20 protein-coding genes are annotated in these 17,856 nt (G+C 46.1%); 18 read left to right on the top strand and 2 right to left on the bottom strand.

What is annotated here, in order from left to right:
* Positions 1–57 precede the first annotated feature (57 nt).
* A complete protein-coding gene (locus BM613_RS10295; RefSeq protein WP_109431095.1) occupies positions 58–450 on the bottom strand; it encodes a thioesterase family protein in 393 nt (130 codons plus the stop codon).
* 276 nt (positions 451–726) lie between these two features.
* On the opposite strand from BM613_RS10295, the gene BM613_RS10290 reads away from it, so the two are divergent.
* The 15 genes from BM613_RS10290 to ppk2 all read left to right on the top strand — a co-directional run bounded on the left by BM613_RS10290 (position 727) and on the right by ppk2 (position 14,404).
* Positions 727–1,305, top strand: coding sequence for a TetR/AcrR family transcriptional regulator (locus BM613_RS10290; RefSeq protein WP_109431094.1), 579 nt, complete (start codon positions 727–729; stop codon positions 1,303–1,305).
* 159 nt (positions 1,306–1,464) lie between these two features.
* Positions 1,465–2,406, top strand: a complete 942-nt coding sequence (gene paaA, locus BM613_RS10285) for a 1,2-phenylacetyl-CoA epoxidase subunit PaaA (RefSeq protein WP_109431093.1) — start codon at positions 1,465–1,467, stop codon at positions 2,404–2,406.
* Positions 2,407–2,446: 40 nt separating this feature from the next.
* Entirely contained in the window at positions 2,447–2,800 is a 354-nt protein-coding gene (locus BM613_RS10280; RefSeq protein WP_181363057.1) for a phenylacetic acid degradation protein, read from the top strand.
* 33 nt (positions 2,801–2,833) lie between these two features.
* Positions 2,834–3,619, top strand: coding sequence for a 1,2-phenylacetyl-CoA epoxidase subunit PaaC (gene paaC / locus BM613_RS10275; protein WP_109431091.1), 786 nt, complete (start codon positions 2,834–2,836; stop codon positions 3,617–3,619).
* A 12-nt stretch (positions 3,620–3,631) separates the two neighbouring features.
* The gene (gene paaD, locus BM613_RS10270; protein WP_245926352.1) at positions 3,632–4,153 is read left to right on the top strand and encodes a 1,2-phenylacetyl-CoA epoxidase subunit PaaD; all 522 of its coding nucleotides are present in this window, start codon (positions 3,632–3,634) and stop codon (positions 4,151–4,153) included.
* A gap of 53 nt (positions 4,154–4,206) precedes the next feature.
* The gene (locus BM613_RS10265) at positions 4,207–5,535 is read left to right on the top strand and encodes a phenylacetate--CoA ligase family protein (protein WP_109431090.1); all 1,329 of its coding nucleotides are present in this window, start codon (positions 4,207–4,209) and stop codon (positions 5,533–5,535) included.
* 48 nt (positions 5,536–5,583) lie between these two features.
* Positions 5,584–6,435 (top strand): 3-hydroxyacyl-CoA dehydrogenase NAD-binding domain-containing protein, encoded by an 852-nt coding sequence (locus BM613_RS10260; protein WP_245926351.1) that lies wholly within the window; start codon positions 5,584–5,586, stop codon positions 6,433–6,435.
* A complete protein-coding gene (locus BM613_RS10255; protein WP_181363056.1) occupies positions 6,425–7,186 on the top strand; it encodes a 3-hydroxyacyl-CoA dehydrogenase family protein in 762 nt (253 codons plus the stop codon). Before BM613_RS10260 ends, BM613_RS10255 begins: the two co-directional genes overlap by 11 nt.
* Positions 7,183–8,385, top strand: coding sequence for a thiolase family protein (locus BM613_RS10250; RefSeq protein WP_109431088.1), 1,203 nt, complete (start codon positions 7,183–7,185; stop codon positions 8,383–8,385). Before BM613_RS10255 ends, BM613_RS10250 begins: the two co-directional genes overlap by 4 nt.
* Before the next feature lie 71 nt (positions 8,386–8,456).
* Positions 8,457–9,938 (top strand): aldehyde dehydrogenase family protein, encoded by a 1,482-nt coding sequence (locus BM613_RS10245; RefSeq protein ID WP_109431087.1) that lies wholly within the window; start codon positions 8,457–8,459, stop codon positions 9,936–9,938.
* Between the two features lie 95 nt (positions 9,939–10,033).
* The gene (locus tag BM613_RS10240; RefSeq protein WP_109431086.1) at positions 10,034–10,831 is read left to right on the top strand and encodes an enoyl-CoA hydratase-related protein; all 798 of its coding nucleotides are present in this window, start codon (positions 10,034–10,036) and stop codon (positions 10,829–10,831) included.
* A gap of 1 nt (position 10,832) precedes the next feature.
* The gene (locus tag BM613_RS10235) at positions 10,833–11,816 is read left to right on the top strand and encodes a DMT family transporter (RefSeq protein ID WP_109431085.1); all 984 of its coding nucleotides are present in this window, start codon (positions 10,833–10,835) and stop codon (positions 11,814–11,816) included.
* 137 nt (positions 11,817–11,953) lie between these two features.
* Positions 11,954–12,487: a chromate transporter gene (locus BM613_RS10230; RefSeq protein WP_109431084.1), complete on the top strand. Its 534-nt coding sequence runs from the start codon at positions 11,954–11,956 to the stop codon at positions 12,485–12,487.
* 134 nt (positions 12,488–12,621) lie between these two features.
* Positions 12,622–13,419: a hypothetical protein gene (locus tag BM613_RS10225; protein ID WP_109431083.1), complete on the top strand. Its 798-nt coding sequence runs from the start codon at positions 12,622–12,624 to the stop codon at positions 13,417–13,419.
* Between the two features lie 124 nt (positions 13,420–13,543).
* Complete coding sequence (gene ppk2 / locus BM613_RS10220; RefSeq protein ID WP_219930673.1) at positions 13,544–14,404, top strand: polyphosphate kinase 2; 861 nt, start codon at positions 13,544–13,546, stop codon at positions 14,402–14,404.
* 123 nt (positions 14,405–14,527) lie between these two features.
* On the opposite strand, the gene BM613_RS10215 is transcribed toward ppk2, so the two are convergent.
* Entirely contained in the window at positions 14,528–15,043 is a 516-nt protein-coding gene (locus tag BM613_RS10215) for a DUF1572 family protein (RefSeq protein ID WP_109431082.1), read from the bottom strand.
* Positions 15,044–15,211: 168 nt separating this feature from the next.
* Here BM613_RS10215 and BM613_RS10210 point away from each other — a divergent pair, with 168 nt between their 5' ends.
* From BM613_RS10210 to BM613_RS10200, 3 genes are all read left to right on the top strand, one after another.
* Entirely contained in the window at positions 15,212–15,412 is a 201-nt protein-coding gene (locus BM613_RS10210) for a DUF3311 domain-containing protein (RefSeq protein ID WP_109431081.1), read from the top strand.
* A gap of 61 nt (positions 15,413–15,473) precedes the next feature.
* The gene (gene mctP, locus BM613_RS10205; RefSeq protein ID WP_109431080.1) at positions 15,474–17,003 is read left to right on the top strand and encodes a monocarboxylate uptake permease MctP; all 1,530 of its coding nucleotides are present in this window, start codon (positions 15,474–15,476) and stop codon (positions 17,001–17,003) included.
* Positions 17,004–17,145: 142 nt separating this feature from the next.
* Entirely contained in the window at positions 17,146–17,829 is a 684-nt protein-coding gene (locus tag BM613_RS10200) for a Crp/Fnr family transcriptional regulator (RefSeq protein ID WP_109431079.1), read from the top strand.
* Positions 17,830–17,856: the final 27 nt, after the last annotated feature.

Raw genomic sequence — 17,856 nt, 5'->3', positions numbered from 1 at the left:
GCGTTGCCCTTAGGAGCAGCGCCTCGTTTGCGGTGCGATGAGCGCATGTTTCGCTGTTTACCTCATGGCTTCAATGCGCTGCAAAATATCGCTTTTTCGTTTGACGATTTGAGTAAATACGCCTTCACCAATTTGCGCTTTATCGTGTTCTGCCCATACCTTGCAAACTACTTTGCGATCATGGACTTCAGATGCTTCTGCAAAAAAGGTAACTTCTTTCCCTATTGGTGCTGGTGCCATATGGGTAATGCAAATGGAGGTGCCGATTCCTTCTTCCTCAGGTTCCAAAAAGGGCAGGATAATGAGTCTGCTGACCCATTCCATGTAGTAAACCATCGTTACAGTGGAGAGTACAGGATGTACCACGTCTCCACCAAAGGAAGGACACATGTCTTCCGCTACGTAAATCGTAATCGATTCGCGGTGACCAGGTTGTAATCCAGTTTTCATCATTCCCCTCCTATCCTTCATGTGAAGTAGGGTCGATGGGTGAAATACCGGCGACCTCAGATTATAAGTAAGCGCTTGCTTGTTTGAGAATAAACAAATTTACTGTGTTTTTCAATGTTTTAATTTGGAACATCATTCATCAAATCGACATATGCAGACCATTTATATCCATTGAAAATTCATTTTAACGCGCTATAATTCGATATATCAACAAATTGTTCAAAGTTTTGTATACACAACAAAGCAAGCGCTTGGTTAAGTCGGAAAGGAGACGCAGTGAGTAAATCCAATCCCAAACAGGAAATTTTCTTAGCAGCTAGAAAGTTGTTTAGCCATAAAGGATATCACGGCACGACGATTCGCGACATTGCGGAAGCAAGAGGTATTTTGTCTGGTAGTTTATACGCACATATCTCATCGAAAGAAGATCTACTCTTTTATATTGTCGATGAGGGGGCAGATGCTTTTTTACAAGCGCTTACACCTGTTGTTCTCGGCGAGGGCACTGCCGTTGAGAAGTTAGAGCGCGGATTGGCAGAACACATTCGCGTGGTAACGAAGCAAAAAGATGCGGCCAAGGTGTTTTTGCAGGAATGGACAGCGCTTGGCGATGAGCGGCGCGCGCTCATTCAGAAAAAGCGTGACGCGTATGAACAGCTTTGGATTCGTGTGCTGGAAGATGGCGCGAGCGAGGGTGTTTTTTCTGCAGACGATTTAAAGTACTTGCGGTTATTGATTCTTTCTGCTGGGAATTGGGTTTATGAGTGGTACAACGAAAATGGGGATTTGTCTCCTGAAGAGATTGCAAAGCGTTTTTCTTCGATTATTTTGCATGGGGCTTTGAAAAAACGGTAGAAAAGTACACCGCGCAGTGTGCTCGCGCTCAATTTTCTGAATATATACACCCTACAGAATGGAGTGATTCTACGGGGTACTTAAACAACTTTCTTTTTCGAGTAAAACAAGCAAGCGATTGTTTTTGTTGTGCACAAACGAGTAAAGGTGGGAGCGAGAATGAGTGATCTGGAATTGCAACATTTTATGGATCGCATTGAGCGAGGCGAAAAGATTGAATCAACAGACTGGATGCCGGATGACTATCGCAAGTTAGTGATTAAGCAAATTCATATGCATGGAATTAGCGAGGTGATGGGTGCTTATCCAGAAAAGGAATGGGTTCCAAAGGCCCCTAATTTGCGTCGCAAGCTCGCTCTTATCGCAAAAGTGCAAGACGAGATTGGGCATGGGCAACTGTTACTGCGCGTCGCAGAAGACGCTGCAAAGCCGCTTGGTAAAGTGCGTGATGACATGATTACGGATTTGTTTGTAAATAAGGTGAAATTTCACAATGTATTTCATATGGAAGCGCCAACATGGGCAGACGCAGGGATTATTGGGTTTCTTGTAGATGGCGGTGCAATCATTACGCAGGCCTCTTTATTGGAAAGTTCCTATGGGCCCTATGCGCGCGTCTTGCAGCGGATTTGTGCAGAAGAAAGTTTTCATATGCAACATGGTGAATCTGTGGTACTGGCGCTGGCAGAGGGGACGGCGGAGCAACGTGAGATGCTGCAAGCGGCCGTGAATCGTTGGTGGCCTTCGATGATGTTTTTCTTTGGTCCAACGCAAATGTCGAGTGGAGCACAACGGATGATGGATTACAAAATTAGGACGAGGACGAATGAAGAACTGCGGCAGAAGTTTATCAATCGTTATGTCCCGCGCATATTGGCACTTGGCTTGACTGTGCCCGATGACAAACTTGCTTATAACGCCGAGACAAAGTTGTGGACGTATACAGAGCCGGATTGGGAATGGTTTTCTTACATGGTCCAACACAACGCCGGACCGAAGTCACAAGCGCGTATTGAGTTACGTCGCACTGCGCACGAAGGGCAACAATGGGTTCGCGATGCGATGTTGCGCGCGCGTCAAACAGTTGAAGCGAGCGCATAAGAATCAATAGAAACGTCAAAAGATCGGAGGAGTGAGGGTAGTGGAGCGTCAGATACAGAACCAACATTATGAGGTGTATGAGGTTTTTGTGCAAAGAGATGCTCTAAGTCATCATGTGCATGTTGGAAGTGTGGTAGCTCCTTCTGCAGAACTTGCTTTGCAGGTTGCGCGTGAAAATTTTTTGCGGCGGGAGAAAGCAGTGAATATTTGGGTGGTCAAACAAGAGAATGTTCACGCAACGTCATATGAAGATCAGGATTTCTTTGCAAATCAAGTGCTTAGCAAGAGTTATCGCGAAGTGTCGGGTTATGCAGAAAATGCGAGAAAATGGAAAGCGTTTAAACAAGTGGCGATTACGGTGGATGATCTAGTAAATGACATCAAGGAACATTGAACGATTGAGATTGCGAACGAGAGGTGAAGTGAGATGCAACAGGCAGAACAACAACGCAATAACCGTTATCACGAAGCATTGATCGATTTTCTGTATCAGATGGCGGATGATGAGTTGACAATTGGTCATCGTGGTTCCGAGTGGTTAGGGGTGGCGCCTGACCTTGAGGAAGATATCGCTTTTAGTTCGATTTCACAAGACGAAGTAGGGCATGCGACATTTTATTTTGAACTGTTGAGTGAATTAGGAGAAGGCGATCCGGATCAATTGGCATTTGCGCGAACAGCGAATCAACGGAAAAATGCTCGTTTGCTCGAACGCCCCAACCATGACTGGGCATACACGATTGCGAGAGGTTATTTCTATGATGTGTTCGACCATCTCAGGTTACAGGAGTTGTTGCAAAGCAATTATATTCCCCTGCAAAAAGGCGTACAGAAAATATTGCGTGAAGAACGATATCACTTGTTGCATATGGAGACTTGGTTTGAACGTCTTGCAAAAGCGCAGGGGGAAGCGAAAGAGCGCTTAGAAAAGGCGATCACAGCAATTTGGACAGATTTGCCTGATCTCTTTTCGCTTGGACAGTCTGGCGAGATTTTGCGTGAAGAGGGGATTTTCCCGATTTCTGAAAGCACTTTGTATGACAAATGGGCACAGCAAGTAAAGGCGTTGTTTGATCACAGTGGGCTGACATGGCCAGCGAAACAAAATGAGACGTTAGAGAATGGGCGTCTTGGTGTGCATAGTTCCGATCTGCAGGATCTTTTAAATGTAATGACTGAGGTATATCGCTCGGATCTAACAGCGACTTGGTAAGGAGGGATAGTCGTGTCGCGCAATTTCACGTTTGCTTCAAGTTCAAAAGAAGCGTCTGATGGATCGGATGTCTTTTTGCAACGTGTTATCTCAGCACTTGCAGAGGTAAAAGATCCAGAAATGCCGATGGTGAGCTTGGCTGAGCTTGGGATGATTTATGACGTAGATCATCAGCAGGGCCATGTCACAGTCAAATTGCTGCCAACTTTTGTCGGGTGTCCAGCGCTTCAACTCATGCGTACCCAAGTCGAGAGTAGGCTTGTGGGGATTGAGGGAGTGGCAAGCGTGGACGTGCAATTTGTGATGGATGAATCATGGACGACGGATCGCATTACAGAAGAAGGCAGAAAGAAGATTCTGGAATTTGGTATTGCCCCTCCTTCTGCTGAATTTGCGCCGCATAAGGCGCCATCGTGCAGTTACTGTGGCTCTACAAACACAGAAGTTGTGAGTATGTTTGGGCCTTCAGCATGTCGAGCGATCTATTATTGTAAAACGTGCAATCAACCTTTTGAGGGAATGAAGTTTGTCTGAATGTGAGCTGGCTAAAGTGCAGTTGAGGTGCAATGGGATGGGGAGGGAGTTCAATGTATCGGCCTAAAATTGAAATGATGGATCGGGATTCACTACAAGAGTTACAGTTACACCGTCTCAAGGAAACGGTCGAACGGGTATACGCGAACGTTCCTTTCTATCGCAATGCTTTTGCGACAAAGGGCATTACACCCGATCAGATCAAGACACTAGATGATGTGCGCAGGCTACCTTTCACAAAGAAGTCTGATTTACGCGAGAATTATCCTTTCGGATTATTTGCAGTGAGTCAAAAAGAAGTTATACGCATTCATGGTTCGTCTGGAACGAAGGGCAAACCGACGATTGTCGGATATACAGAACGCGATCTTGCAAACTGGGCTGAAATTGTGGCGCGAGCGATTGTAACGGCAGGGGGGCGCCCTGGGGATTTGTTTCAAAACACTTATGGATATGGTTTGTTTACAGGTGGCCTAGGACTTCATTATGGCGCTGAGCGCCTTGGTGTAACTGTGATTCCGGTGTCTGGAGGGAATACGCCGCGGCAAATTACGATCTTAGAAGACTTCAACCCGCGCGGAATTGCTGGAACACCCTCCTACGTATTAAATATTGCTGAAGCGATGGAAGCCATGGGAAAAGATCCGCGTGCGACAAGTTTAGAATATGGGATTTTTGGGGCAGAACCGTGGTCTGAAGAGATGCGCCACACACTAGAAGAGAAGCTTGGATTAAAGGCGATTGATATCTATGGTCTGTCTGAAGTGATGGGGCCCGGTGTTGCAATCGAATGTTATGAACAACAAGAAGGGTTGCATGTCGCAGAGGACCACTTCTTCATCGAAGTCATTGATCCAAATACGCTCGAACCCTTACCTTACGGCGAAACTGGGGAGTTTGTCTTTACCTCGCTCACGAAAGAAGCATTTCCAATCATTCGTTATCGGACCGGGGATATTGGTTTTTTATACCCAGAACCGTGTAAGTGCGGTCGAACACATTTGCGCATGTCGCGAATTAAAGGTCGGATTGATGATATGGTCATTATTCGTGGGGTAAATGTGTTTCCTTCAGAAATTGAATCTGTGGTTCTGAGCCATCCGAATTTGGCGCCTCATTTCCAGATTCAAATTGATCGCAAAGGTACACTGGATGAAATTGCGGTTTTCGTAGAGGTAGAGGAAGCGTTTGTACTTGCTGTGGGTGAGTTTGATCCAAGTGCAGAGCCATATAAACGGATTCGGCAGGAAATCATGCACGAACTTCGCAATGCGCTTTTGATCTCAACACAAGTCTCACTTCATCCGCCAGGTGCATTGCCACGCAGCGAAGGAAAAGCAAATCGCGTGATTGATCGACGCAATCTATATCAACACAGTTAGTTGGATCATGTCGGACCTTTTTTACATCGTGAGATGCAGGGAGGTACTATGGAAAAAACGATCATTGCAGTTGTAGGCGGGGGCATCATGGGAAATGGCATTGCGGAAGTATTTGCGACCGCTGGTCACCTTGTCTACCTATATGATGTATCTCCAGAACTTCGGGAAAAGGCGCTTGACGATCTAGCTGATCGCTTGCAGCGTAAAAGGATCCGCGGCAAGTTGGTAGAGTCTGTATCGGATATTATGCAGAGAGTCCGTACGGTCAACACCTTAGACGAGTTGAGTTCAGCAGAGCTAGTGATTGAAGCGGTCGTCGAACGAATTGATGTAAAGCAGGATATATTTAGTAAACTAGATCGGATTTGCTCGCCCACGGCAATTTTAGCGACGAACACATCATCGTTATCGATTACTGAAATTGCTTCGGTTGTACAACATCCGGAGCGTGTCGTGGGGATGCACTTTTTTAATCCGGCGCCTGTGATGCGACTAGTAGAGGTGGTGTCCGGACGATTTACAGATTCGGCTGTCGTCGAAAAGATCGTTCAGATTGCGACTGCAGTTGGCAAGTTGCCGATACGTGTCACAGATACGCCTGGGTTTGTCGTCAACCGGGTTGCGCGTCCTTTTTATCTTGAGGCATTGCGCATCGCGGGAGCGCAGGTGGCTTCGGTACAGGCGATCGACCATATTATTAAAGCAGCAGGATTCAAGATGGGGCCCTTTGAACTCCAAGATCTTATTGGCATTGATGTGAATTATGCGGTGACTGTTTCGGTGTATGAATCTTATTTCCAAGAACCTAGGTTTCGTCCTCATGGTTTGCAACGTTCTATGGTGCAATCTAAAAAATTGGGGAAAAAGACAGGAGGTGGATATTACACCTATGACCGCTAGTCGGGTTCTTTTGCTTGGAGATCGTCCGGTTTGTGAGGAAATCATACACTGGTTGAGTGCCAAGGGAGACGACGTAATGCGTTTTACAGATGCATTAGAAGACTACTCGACTGTCTCTGTCGTCATCGAATGCATTGCCGATGCAGCGTTACGTAAATCGAGTTTGGAGCGCGTAGAGGCAGTAATTCCAGAACACGCGCTCGTGTATGTATCGGGGTTAAATGCATATGTGACAGAAGTCGCTTCTTGGTTTAAGCATCCACAGCGTGTATGTGGTTTTCAGCCTTGGTTGATCGCTTCAATGGATGTGTTAGAACTCGTTCGGCCTCTGCAGATGGAGCAGGACGAGCTGTGGAAGCGGGCGCAGTCATTTTGGCAAGAGCGGGGCAAGCAGATCGAGAGCATTGCGGATTATCCGGGGATGGTGTTTCCGCGCATTCTTGCGATGATCGTCAACGAGGCAGCTTTTGCTTTAGGGGAAGCTGTCGCAAGTGCGAGTGATATTGACATCGCAATGAAATTTGGGACAAATTATCCGCTGGGTCCTTTCGAGTGGGCAGATCAAATCGGGCTTGATGAAATTCTTTCTGTGCTGCAAGGAATGCATCGATATCTAGGAGAAGACATATACCGCCCGGCTCCGCTTTTGCAAAAACTCGTATATGCAAAATGGTTGGGAGAAAGTAGTGGAAGAGGGTTCTACTCCTATTTGGAGGGATCTAAACAGGATATAGGTGGAGGTCAACAATGAGACAAGCCGTTATTATCGATGCTGTGCGCACGCCTTTTGGCCGCTATCGGGGATCGCTCAAGTCAGTGCGGCCAGACGATATGGCGGCACAGGTGATTCGCTCTTTACTCGAACGGAATCCAGGTGTTGCACGTGATGCAATTGAAGATGTGATTCTTGGTTGTGCCAATCAAGCAGGTGAAGATAATCGCAATGTTGCTCGGATGGCTGGATTATTAGCGGAGTTGCCTGTTTCTGTAGCTGGAGTGACGGTCAATCGCCTTTGTGGCTCGAGTTTGGAAGCTGTCAATGAAGCTGCCGCGCACATTGTATCGGGCGCAGGAGATGTGTTTATTGCGGGTGGTGTGGAGAATATGTCGCGCGCACCACTTGTCATGTTGAAACCGGAAGAAGAATTGCCCAGAGGAAATCGCGAACTGGCAGATACAACGCTTGGCTGGCGATTTGTAAATCCGCGTTTGGCGGCAATGTATCCGCCATATAGTATGGGTGAAACGGCAGAAAATGTCGCTGAACTGTATCATATCAGCCGTGAAGATCAGGATGAATTTGCTTTAGAAAGTCAAAAGCGGGCTCATGCCGCATGGGAGCAAGGGCGCTTTCAAGATCATGTTATTCCAGTAGAAATTCCTATAGGGCGCGGGAAAACGGAGTTATTTAGTAAGGATGAACATATGCGTCCGCAAACTACGCGAGAGATGTTGGCAAAGTTACCAGCGGCTTTTCGCGCAGGAGGAACGGTCACTGCTGGCAATTCGTCAGGGATTAACGATGGGGCGGCTGCCGTATTGGTTATGGAAAAATCCTACGCAGAGTCGCTTGGGCTAAAACCACGTGCTCGCATTGTTTCCTATGCAGTCGCTGGTGTCGATCCGAGTTATATGGGATTGGGTCCTATTTATGCCACTCGCAAGTTGCTAAAACGAACTGGGCTATCTGTGGAAGATCTCGATCTTGTCGAGTTAAATGAGGCGTTTGCGGCACAGTCTCTAGCCTGTATTCGGGAACTCGCACTAGATCGTGAAAAAGTCAATGTAAATGGTGGCGCTATCGCACTGGGTCATCCACTTGGTGCAAGTGGCGCGCGCATTTTAGGGGAATTGCTGTATGAACTTGAACGTCGTGAAGGGCGTTTTGGACTCGCTACGATGTGTATTGGAGTAGGTCAAGGGATTGCAACCTTGATTGAACGTTTGTAAAAAGAATGGATTTTGCAGTCATACCAAGGATTTAGCCATTTTATACTCTTCAGATAAAGGAGAAATGAGACATGCAATTGCAAGAAAAGTACACCCTTTTGATCAACGGCGAACACGTCGAAAGCTCGAATGGAGCTTGGTTTGATACGTATAATCCAGCAACAGGTGAAGTGATTGCAAAAGTCGCGAAAGCGACACGTGAAGATGTGGATAAGGCTGTGGCAGCAGCGCGAAAGGCGCTTGAGGGCAAATGGGGCCGCTTTTCAGCTGCTCGTCGATCGCAATTACTCAATAAAATTGCAGGGATCATGCGCAGTCGTTTTGATGAACTATGCGAACTAGAAATCCTAAATAGCGGAAAATCCTTGTCGAATGCTCAAGGACAGGTGATGCAAGCAATTGAAGATTTTGAGCTTTATGCAGCAGCTGCACTGGCTCATGAAGGTCGCACAAAACCTGTTCCAAATGGCTTTTTTAACTATACGGTTAAAGAACCGTCTGGTGTTTGTGCACAAATTGTACCTTGGAACTATCCTTTTATGATGGCTGCGTGGAAAATCGCTCCAGCTCTTGCGGCGGGGTGTACGGTGATTCTGAAACCGGCGAGTTTAACGCCGATTACTGCTATCGTGCTGGCTGATATTTGCCATGAAGCGGGGCTTCCAGAGGGCGTGTTAAACGTGATTACTGGCAGCGGGGCCGATGTGGGTGCATATTTGGTGGAACATCCAGGCGTGGATAAAGTGGCATTTACAGGGGAAACGACCACTGGGAAAGACATTATGGCACGCGCGTCAAAAACATTAAAGCGTGTAACTCTGGAGTTGGGTGGTAAATCACCGAATCTGGTATTTGAAGATGCAGACTTTGATGCGGCGATTGACGGTGCATTATTTGGGATTTACTACAATACAGGTCAGTCTTGTGAAGCGAGATCACGCCTCTTTGTACAAGAGAGTATTTATGATCAATTTGTTGAGGCATTTGTTGAGAAGGCTAAGCAATTAGTGATGGGCGATCCGCTAGATAAGAAAACACACATTGGAGCGATTATCTCTGAACAACAAGTAGAAGTGATTGATTCTTATGTGCAGTCGGCGATCGAAGATGGAGCTCGTGTGGTCTATGGCGGAAAACGTCCGGAAGGTCCTCAATTTGCGAAAGGACACTGGTATATGCCGACAGTGATCGTCGACGTTGAAAATCACATGAAAGTGGCTCAGGAAGAAATTTTTGGCCCAGTGATTGTGATTGTGAAGTTTAAAGACGAAAAAGAAGCCGTGCAATTGGCGAATGATACGATCTATGGATTGGCCGCCTCAATTTGGACCAAGGATTTTGGGCGAGCGCATCGTGTAGCGGGACAACTTAAGGCTGGAATTGTAATGATCAATAACCCGTTCTCGGCATTTCCAGGCCTTCCGTTTGGGGGGTACAAGCAGTCTGGGTTTGGGCGTGAACTTGCAATGGAATCCCTCGATTTGTATACCGAGACAAAAAGCGTCTTAGCCTATATCGGTGAAAAACCGATCAATCCATTTGGATTGAAATAAACAGATTTCCTTCTTGATTTTTTGCATAAGTAAAATGAGAAAAACGACAGTGCCGCCAAGTTGCTGGCGGTACTGTCATTTAGGAGCGAGGATCAATGTACGAGACCCTATCGGTTACCTACCAATCTAAAGTGGCGAAAATTACATTGCAGCGTCCAGAGAAATTAAATGCGCTCTCACTTTGTATGCGCACAGAATTGCAGCAAGTAATGGATGAAATTGCGAAGAATCGCGAGGTGCGCGCAGTTCTTTTAACAGGTGCCGGGAAAGCATTTTGCGTAGGACAGGATTTGGAGGAAATTCGCGCACATGGAGAAATTGACTATGGTGAATTGCTGTCCACGAGTTATAATCCTCTTATTCAGCAGATGATGAATCTGAATAAACCGATCCTCTGTGCAGTGAATGGTGTTGCTGCAGGAGCAGGTGTCAGTTTGGCATTGGCTTGTGATTTTAAAATCGCTTCTCAAAAAGCACGCTTTATCCAGTCATTCGTAAATATTGGACTTGTTCCGGATTCGGGCATGTCTTGGCTCTTGCCGCGGGCAATTGGACTCACTCGCGCACTGGAATTGGCGATGTTTGGAGGTGCGGTATCGGCTCAGGAGGCTGTTCAACTCGGATTTATCAATCGCGTTGTAGAACCTGAGCAGTTAGAGGAGCAAAGTATAGCAGCAGCAGAGCAGTTAGCAAATCTTCCTACCGAAGCGCTTGGTTACATGAAGCTTGCCTTTTATCGCGGACAGCATTTTACGTTAGAAGAGTCCTTGGCGTATGAAGCAAAGCTACAGAGTCTTGCTGGAAAATCAGTGGATCATCAAGAAGGAATGCGAGCTTTTTGGGAGAAGCGCGCGCCGCAATTTCGGGGTTATGCGGGGGCTGAGGAGGTGTGAGATGGATCAGAGCCATTTGCAAAGTGCAAACTTAGATTTTGAAACAACGCTGGTAAATACTCACTTCCGCCGCTTTAAGGGGATCTCGATGGTATTACTTGGAGCGGCACTGTGGGGGATATCTGGAACGGCGGCCCAGGTCTTATTCCAACGTGACGGATATCACCCGGGTTGGTTAGTGACAGTGCGCATGGGGATTTCCGGGGTCATTCTTCTGCTGTCTATGAGTTGGATCACTGGATGGAGAAATGTCTTTGCAATTTGGAATAGTCGTTCGGATGCTTTGCGAGTACTTGTATTTGGTGTATTTGGGTTACTTGGTGTCCAGTATTCTTATTTTCGTTCAATCCAATATGGCAATGCTGCCACGGCGACACTCTTGCAGTATCTAGGACCAGTGTTGATTACACTGTATCTTGCTTGGCGGCATCGCAAACAGCCGAGTCGCAGTGAATGGACTGCTGTATTGTTAGCTTTGTGTGGGACGTTTTTCTTGGTGACAGATGGAAAGTGGGGGGATATAGCTATTTCTGCTTCAGCCGTTGTTTGGGGAGTGGTTTCAGCGATTGCTCTTGCTTTTTACACTTTATACCCGAAACCACTGTTGCAGAAATACGGCTCAGCACTGATTACGGGTTGGGCAATGCTAATTGGCAGTTTTTTTGTAGGTTTGGCCAATCCTCCATGGCAAGTGAGTGGTATATTGACGATAGGTTCATGTGGACTCATCAGTTTTGTAGTAATATTTGGAACATTGCTTGCGTTTTATTTATACCTATCCAGTCTAAAGTATATTTCTGCGACAGAAACGAGTTTGTTGTCTAGTGCTGAACCGCTTTCGGCAACACTCGTAGCGGTTTTGTTTTTACATGTACACATGGGATTTGACGCATTGCTTGGGGGTGTGTGCATTGTCGCAACAGTCTTTCTCTTAGCTCGTCCACAGCCAATCGTGCATTTTCAAAAGCCGAGTGATCATGAGTAGATTCCTAGTATGCAGTTCGCCTCATTCTCCATAACGCCGCAGTGAAACGACTCGTTATCATTGAGTATCTTTGAATTGTGTGATTCATGTAAAATGTCAGTAGACAGCGCGGCGGTTGAAGGGGGCTCGGGGGGAACATGAATACCATTTGGAATTTGTTTTTCGCGATGTTGAAGTCAGGACTATTGGGGTATGGGGGAGGTCCTGCTTCTATTCCGATCATTCAATCGCAGGTAGTCAATGAGTATCATTTTATGACACAGCAGCAGTTTACTGATGCCTTGGCGTTAGCAAATACGCTTCCAGGACCTATTGCGACGAAACTCGCAACCTTCATTGGCTATCAAACGGCTGGAATTTTTGGCGGACTCGCAGCGCTTATTGGGATGGTTGGACCTACTGCGATCGGGATTGTGCTGCTAGTCAACGCACTATCAGCACTAAAGGGCAATCCACATTTAGCGGGATTAATTGCAGGTGTGCGGCCTGTTGTCGTCGTCTTGTTATTGCAGACTGCATGGATGTCATCTAAAGGATCATTTCCGGACTGGCGGATGTTTGGAATTGCGATCTTAGCTGCAATGGCTTTGTTTGTATTTCGCGTATCAGCTCCTCTCGTTATTTTAGCTGCAATGATGGTTGGCGCATTTTTCCTTGTTCCGACTAAGTGATGGACTAATAGATTGCAGGATGTTACTTTATAGTTAAACGCAGTACAGTTCTGAAATTTAGATTGTAATGTGTCATTGAGTGATGAAAAGTATCCAGGATCTGCGATCCTACAGGCATAGAGGAGCGGATTTTGATGGTGGTATTTGGATTAGGGAGCTTTCGCAGGACCATGGATGTAACACCGATTCTCGAAGCATTGGCCACGCAAATGCAAAAAGATTTTCCGATGAGTGTTGAGATTTTACCTTGGGATGATGAAAATCGCAAGGCAGATTTGGTACTGAGCGATATCAGTGAGCCCCTAAAAACTTTACGCATTACAGAATTAAAGGGGTTTGATCGAATGTTTATTCTACAAGGCGGACCTACTAAGCTAACGGAAGATTTGCAGAGATTTTTGCGCTCTATTGCACAGTTTCATGGACGTCCAGTACGCTTTGTTGCGAATCAGACGATTCATGATGATGTCTATTCGGTCGATGCCAACTGGCTGCATGGCATTCCAGGTTTTCAACATGCTGAGGGGACAGCACCTGATGTGCGATTACTGGCAGGAGCATTATTTCAAGAGTATTACGAGGTAAGGCTTGAAGCGATGCAGCAAGAGCGGATCGAACAACTGCTGCTTGCAATGGCGGAGACGGCATCCTCCCACGAAACGGCTGGCGAAGCGGCTGCGGCAGAGTTTTTGGGAAGTGTCCTAAAGGCACTAAATGCCCCTTTTGCTACTAAACAGTTAATTATCAATTACGTTCGTTTACGTGGCATGTTTGGCCAACCGATGTTAGATGCGATGCGAGAGCTACTTCCAGTTGCACTTGCGGACAATGGGATGCAAACATTACTCGATCACTTCCGCGTTGAGAACGAGTTGTCGGCGCTGATGATCCAGCAAATGAGTCCTGAACCGACGGCAACAGATGGGAAATAGTTCTTTGCGAATTCGTCCTTTTAGATCTAGACAAGACATGGATACTCTTCTAGATTGAAGAATCATAGCGAGTCAATTTTTGCGCGCAGGTTGGACGGAAGTAACAAATAGAGGGGGGATCGGCGTGGCGAAAAAAGAGCTTGACGACAGCGCGCGGGTGGATGAAAAGACAGAGGCAACGAAAAAAGTGAAAATGGCCAAACAACTTGATAAAGCCGCAAAAGAAGCGGAAAAACGCGATTATCAGCAAATGCTTTATCACCTGCAAGTTGAGTTGGTCAAGTTGCAACGAGATATGATTGCAAAAGGCGAACGAATTCTGATCATTTTTGAAGGCCGCGACGCAGGAGGTAAGGATGGAGCGATCAAGCGCATCGTGGAGCATTTAAGTCCGCGTGAGACGCGCGTTGTCGCGCTTGGGAAGCCATCAGACCGCGATCGTTCGAGTTGGTATTTTCAGCGCTATGTTGCCCATTTGCCAGCAGCCCATGAATTAGTTTTGTTCAATCGCAGTTGGTACAATCGCGCTGGGGTTGAGCGCGTGATGGGCTTTTGTACAGAGGCAGAATATCAAGAGTTTATGGAAACTGTCCCACTGTTTGAACAAATGTTAGTGCGTTCAGGGATTCGGTTGTTAAAATACTATCTAGATATTAGCAAGAAGGAGCAAAAGAAACGATTAAAGGCGCGGCAGACAGATCCACTCAAGCAATGGAAGTTGAGTCCGATCGATGAACAAAGCATTAAACATTGGGAAGAATATAGTGTGGCACGTAATGAGATGTTCGCTCGCACACATCATGCGTTAGCTCCTTGGTATATTGTCCGAGCGGATGATAAACGCTTAGCGAGATTAAACGTAATAAAACACATATTGACACAATTTCAATATGTGGATAAAGAGGAGGCGATTACCCTTCCAAATCCAGATGTAGTGTTTCCATATGACGAGACCTATCTTCGCGACAAGAAAATTGCCCCTTAATCTCTGTCACGAGTAGATTAAACATCGATTCAATAGGCTTTTTTGGTTCGCTAGTGAAGCTTTGTTTGCAGAACGCGGCAAGCAAAGCCGCGCTCTGCATCAAGGTTTTAGCCATTGTTTCCTCTACAGAGATCTGTTGCGTGGGATTGTGAGTGTTTTCCAAGCTGTGTTTGTAAGCAGTTTTCCGATGTAGATGATTTGTCCTACGTGGTTGCTATAGTGTGAGATTTGCCGTTCGATGGCTTGAATGACTGTGTGTGGCTCTTGGCGAATATATACCGTTTTTATTAGATCTGCTGGAGTGAGTGCCTCGATAGCAGCAAAGGTTATTTTCCATCCCATGTTCCAGAGTTCTAGGATTTCATTTTTTGTTTGTTGACGGTCGATAAATTCTTCATCTCGTTTACGATCCGGTTTTTCACCGTCACTCGTTAAGAAGTCTGTCCAGCGCGATCTCATGTTACCGTGGAGATGTTTGATAATGGTCGCGATGTTGTTTGACTCTTCATTCGGTGTAAAATGCAGTTGTTGTTCCTCAAGTTGTTCTAGTGTTCGATCACCTAAATCTTTGATGCTCTGAAACTGCTGTCGAATGGCGGCCAGGTACATTGTTGCCACACTTTCTTCGTATTGTTCCATCTGTTATCCCTCCAGACCATGTGGATGTACAACGAATTCTCTTACAACATCATAGCAAATGTCTCCTATCAACATCTCTTAATAAAACTCCTTGACGAAAAGAAAGAAATATGAGAAGTTACTACAATCAAGGTGCTGTGAATACGCTTACGAGGAGGAGGTGAAACCATGAACGAATCGTCGAAACGCAAACGCAACCGTGGCTGGCTTTGGTTATTGCTTGTACCGTATATTGTCACATTGTTTCCGCAATTCTACTCGACGTATCAACCCACATTGTGGGGATTCCCGTTTTTTTATTGGTATCAATTTTTGTGGGTAATTCTTAGCGCTTTATTGACTTGGTTTGTCTATGTAGTCACTAAATAGGTCAATTTAATGGAAATGGAAAATGAGATCCATGAGAAGAACGATCTGAGGGGAGTGTGCCATGGTCAACTGGACAGCGTTATCCGTATTTATTCTTTTCTTCGTGCTTGTTACTGTGATTGGATTTACTGCTGCACGGTGGAAGCGCGGGAATTTGTCCCATATCGATGAATGGGGACTCGGTGGTAGAAGATTTGGTACTTTGATTACGTGGTTTCTATTAGGTGGCGACTTGTATACTGCTTACACCTTCATCGCGGTTCCCGCACTTATGTACACTGCGGGTGCTACGGGATTCTTCGCGGTGCCTTATACTATCATCATCTATCCGTTCGTCTTTGTAGTCATGCCCAGATTGTGGTCGGTGTCAAAGAAACACGGATTTGTCACTGCGTCTGATTTTGTACGGGGACGCTTTGAGAGTAGTTCTCTTGCACTTGCCATTGCGATCACTGGGATTCTCGCGACGATGCCTTATATTGCACTACAACTTGTAGGGATGCAAGCGGTGATTGCGGCGATGGGGATTAAAGGACAATTGCCGTTGATTGTAGCCCTTTTGATACTGGCGGGCTACTCATTTGTCAGTGGACTGCGGGCTCCAGCCATGATCGCTGTCGTCAAGGACATTATGATTTATATAACGATTATTGCGGCGATCTTCATCATTCCAGCTAAGCTTGGAGGATTTGGCCACATATTTCATGTAGCCAATGAAGTGTTGCCAACTCGTAAGCCTGTGCCGGGCTCACTCATTATTGGGCCTAAGGCGTACTCTGCGTATGCTACGCTCGCATTAGGATCTGCACTTGCGCTATTTCTCTACCCACACTCAGTGACTGGAATTTTGAGTTCGAAGGGACGCGATGTGATTAAGCGCAATGCGGCATTATTGCCTGCCTATTCTTTTATCCTTGGATTTATTGCGCTGCTTGGGATCATGGCAATCGCGGCGGGCATTCATACAAAGTCTCCTACGATGTCTGTGCCGCTACTGCTGTTAAAAGAGTTCCCCGCGTGGTTTTCAGGTTTTGCATTTGCAGCAATTGCCATCGGTGCTTTGGTACCAGCGTCGATTATGTCAATTGCTGCTGGCAACCTATTTACACGTAATATATTTCGGGAATACATTGCACCGCAAACTTCTGCTGAACGCGAAGCGATGGTTGCAAAAGTCGTTACGTTGATCGTGCAACTCGGGGCACTGCTGTTTATCGTTGCACTTCCGACAACACTTGCTATTAACTTCCAGTTATTGGGCGGCATTTGGATTTTGCAGACGTTCCCGGCTTTGATTTTCAGTTTGTATACACGTTGGTTCCATCGCTATGGTCTCTTACTTGGTTGGCTAGCAGGCATGGCGGTCGGAACGTGGATGGCGATCGCGCAAAACTTTAAGTCATCGGTGTATGCGATTCATTTAGGGACCACAGTGATTCCAGGATATGCAGCGATTTGGGCGTTGATTGTCAATCTTGTGATTGCGATTGTGGCGACCCTGATTCTTCGTGCATTAAACGTACACAATGGAAACGACATCACAAAAGCAGAAGATTACGAGGAAGAGTCGGTCAAGTCTGCTCTCGCATAATATTGCGGATACTCTTTAGCGGCGCCTAGTAGACGATCTGTAAAGGATCGCTCTAGGTGCTGTTTTTATATACAGAAAAGGTTTGACGGAAGTCTTCTTTATCTCATAAAATTGCGCTGAGCAGAAGATTGGATGGTGTGATATGGAAGTGATGCATTCATTGCGTCAGATAGACTTATTTCGGGACTTAACAGAAGCGGAGTTTGATCACTTGCAGGACATTATGCACGTGCTTCACGTCTCTCGTGGTGAATGCATCTTTGTTGAAGGGCAGAAGCGAACAGCGATTTACTTTGTGGAACGAGGACTTGTAAAGATTTCAAGGGTAGACATTGAAGGGCGTGAACATATTGTGAATCTATTAGGAGTGCAAAGTCTTTTTCCTCACGTCGGATTTTTTGACTCGGGTCCATATCCAGGTACTGCAGAAGCAGTGGTGGATTGTACGCTTTTTGCTATGTCGATCGCAATGTTCGAAGAATTATTGCTACAGCATCCAGGTATGATGCAAAAGATGCTTCGCGTTCTTGGCAATATGATCATTCAGTTGCAATCCAAGTTACAACAATTAGCCGTTTTTGGCGCCAGGGAGCGAGTGTTAACTTTAATTTTGCATTTTATTGAAGAACATGGTCGTGTGGAGTTGGATGGGGTTCATGTTCATCTCCCTGTCACTCATGCCGAAATTGCCAACATGGTAGCGCTCTCGCGTGAGTCTGTCAGCCGAATCTGGAAAGACTTGCGCCGCGAAGGCATCGTAAAGGGACATAAAGAGGAATGGATATTCGATCTGCAATGGTATAAAAGTCTCCTTCATTCACAGTAACGATGATCAAAAAAGTGACCACCAAAA

The sequence above is a fragment of the Sulfoacidibacillus thermotolerans genome (assembly GCF_003144315.1).
In the GTDB taxonomy this organism is placed as follows: Bacteria; Bacillota; Bacilli; order Alicyclobacillales; family SLC66; genus Sulfoacidibacillus; species Sulfoacidibacillus thermotolerans.
The sequence above is the reverse complement of the archived record's forward strand: the minus strand, read 5'-3'. Positions and strand labels throughout refer to the sequence as shown.

Excerpts from the sequence above, each read along its gene's own strand:
- BM613_RS10250 (WP_109431088.1), top strand. The coding sequence starts at position 7,183 with ATGAGACAAGCCGTTATTATCGATGCTGTGCGCACGCCTTTTGGCCGC.
- BM613_RS10230 (WP_109431084.1), top strand. The coding sequence starts at position 11,954 with ATGAATACCATTTGGAATTTGTTTTTCGCGATGTTGAAGTCAGGACTA.
- BM613_RS10245 (WP_109431087.1), top strand. The coding sequence starts at position 8,457 with ATGCAATTGCAAGAAAAGTACACCCTTTTGATCAACGGCGAACACGTC.
- BM613_RS10235 (WP_109431085.1), top strand. The coding sequence starts at position 10,833 with ATGGATCAGAGCCATTTGCAAAGTGCAAACTTAGATTTTGAAACAACG.
- BM613_RS10240 (WP_109431086.1), top strand. The coding sequence starts at position 10,034 with ATGTACGAGACCCTATCGGTTACCTACCAATCTAAAGTGGCGAAAATT.
- mctP (WP_109431080.1), top strand. The coding sequence starts at position 15,474 with ATGGTCAACTGGACAGCGTTATCCGTATTTATTCTTTTCTTCGTGCTT.
- BM613_RS10255 (WP_181363056.1), top strand. The coding sequence starts at position 6,425 with ATGACCGCTAGTCGGGTTCTTTTGCTTGGAGATCGTCCGGTTTGTGAG.
- BM613_RS10265 (WP_109431090.1), top strand. The coding sequence starts at position 4,207 with ATGTATCGGCCTAAAATTGAAATGATGGATCGGGATTCACTACAAGAG.
- BM613_RS10210 (WP_109431081.1), top strand. The coding sequence starts at position 15,212 with ATGAACGAATCGTCGAAACGCAAACGCAACCGTGGCTGGCTTTGGTTA.
- BM613_RS10260 (WP_245926351.1), top strand. The coding sequence starts at position 5,584 with ATGGAAAAAACGATCATTGCAGTTGTAGGCGGGGGCATCATGGGAAAT.
- BM613_RS10295 (WP_109431095.1), bottom strand. The coding sequence starts at position 450 with ATGAAAACTGGATTACAACCTGGTCACCGCGAATCGATTACGATTTAC.
- BM613_RS10215 (WP_109431082.1), bottom strand. The coding sequence starts at position 15,043 with ATGGAACAATACGAAGAAAGTGTGGCAACAATGTACCTGGCCGCCATT.
- BM613_RS10200 (WP_109431079.1), top strand. The coding sequence starts at position 17,146 with ATGGAAGTGATGCATTCATTGCGTCAGATAGACTTATTTCGGGACTTA.
- paaC (WP_109431091.1), top strand. The coding sequence starts at position 2,834 with ATGCAACAGGCAGAACAACAACGCAATAACCGTTATCACGAAGCATTG.
- BM613_RS10225 (WP_109431083.1), top strand. The coding sequence starts at position 12,622 with ATGGTGGTATTTGGATTAGGGAGCTTTCGCAGGACCATGGATGTAACA.
- paaA (WP_109431093.1), top strand. The coding sequence starts at position 1,465 with ATGAGTGATCTGGAATTGCAACATTTTATGGATCGCATTGAGCGAGGC.